Genomic DNA, 804 nt, shown 5'->3' with positions numbered 1-804 from the left:
GCTGCTGACCGCCTGCGCCCTGGTGCTGGGCGCCCTGGCCGGCGGCGGCGTCGGCTACGCCGTGCAGGCCCAGCGCCCGCCCACGCCGCTGCCGCCGCTCCAGGTCGCCCACCCGTCCTACCCGGCCGACACGGTCGACCCGGCCGCCCTCGCCGCCGAACAGCCCAAGCCGCTTTCCATCGACGGCGACCTGACCAAGCTGCTGATCAGCGCCCCCGAGGGCAGTACCCCCTGGGGGGACTACCCGGACAAGCCGAGCTGGATCTCGATCGGCGAACTCGCCGAGGAGAGCGGCAAGACGGCCACCAGGTTCAAGGACCTCGCCTCGCACGGCTTCCGGCGCGCGGCCGAGGTCGACTGGAAGCAGGACGGCGTCCGCTACCGCGTCCAGCTGGTCCAGTACACCGCGGAGCACGCCGACGAGGCGAAGTCCGTCGACTGGCGGCAGCAGTTCGCCGAGGGCGCCAACGGCGGCTACAAGGTGGAAACCGAGCCCGACCACTGGGCCGAGAGCACCGAGCAGTACTACTACGGCGAGGCCATCGCCAAGCGCGGCACGGTGCAGATGACGATCGAGGTCTTCGGCACCCAGCCGGTGAACCCCGACACCCTCAAGGACCTCGCCAAGCGGCAGTGGGAGCGGCTGGTATGAACGACGACACCGTGACCACCGTCGCCCCGGGCGCGCCCGAGCCGACGCCCGAAGCCCTGCCTACCGCACCCACCGATCCCGCCGCACCCGCTGCATCCGCCGGGCCGAGCCCCGCCTCCCGCCGGCTGCTGCGCGCGGGCGCCGCGACGGCC

General features: G+C 73.4%; 1 protein-coding gene. It reads left to right on the top strand.

The features are described from left to right. A partial coding sequence (locus KS423_RS46510) for a hypothetical protein (RefSeq protein ID WP_224285663.1) occupies positions 1-652 on the top strand: 652 nt, incomplete at its 5' end. Positions 653-804 lie beyond the last annotated feature (152 nt).

Source organism: Streptomyces sp. LS1784 (assembly GCF_020103755.1).
Lineage (GTDB): Bacteria > Actinomycetota > Actinomycetes > Streptomycetales > Streptomycetaceae > Kitasatospora.
This window is presented reverse-complemented; position numbering and strand designations above follow the sequence as displayed.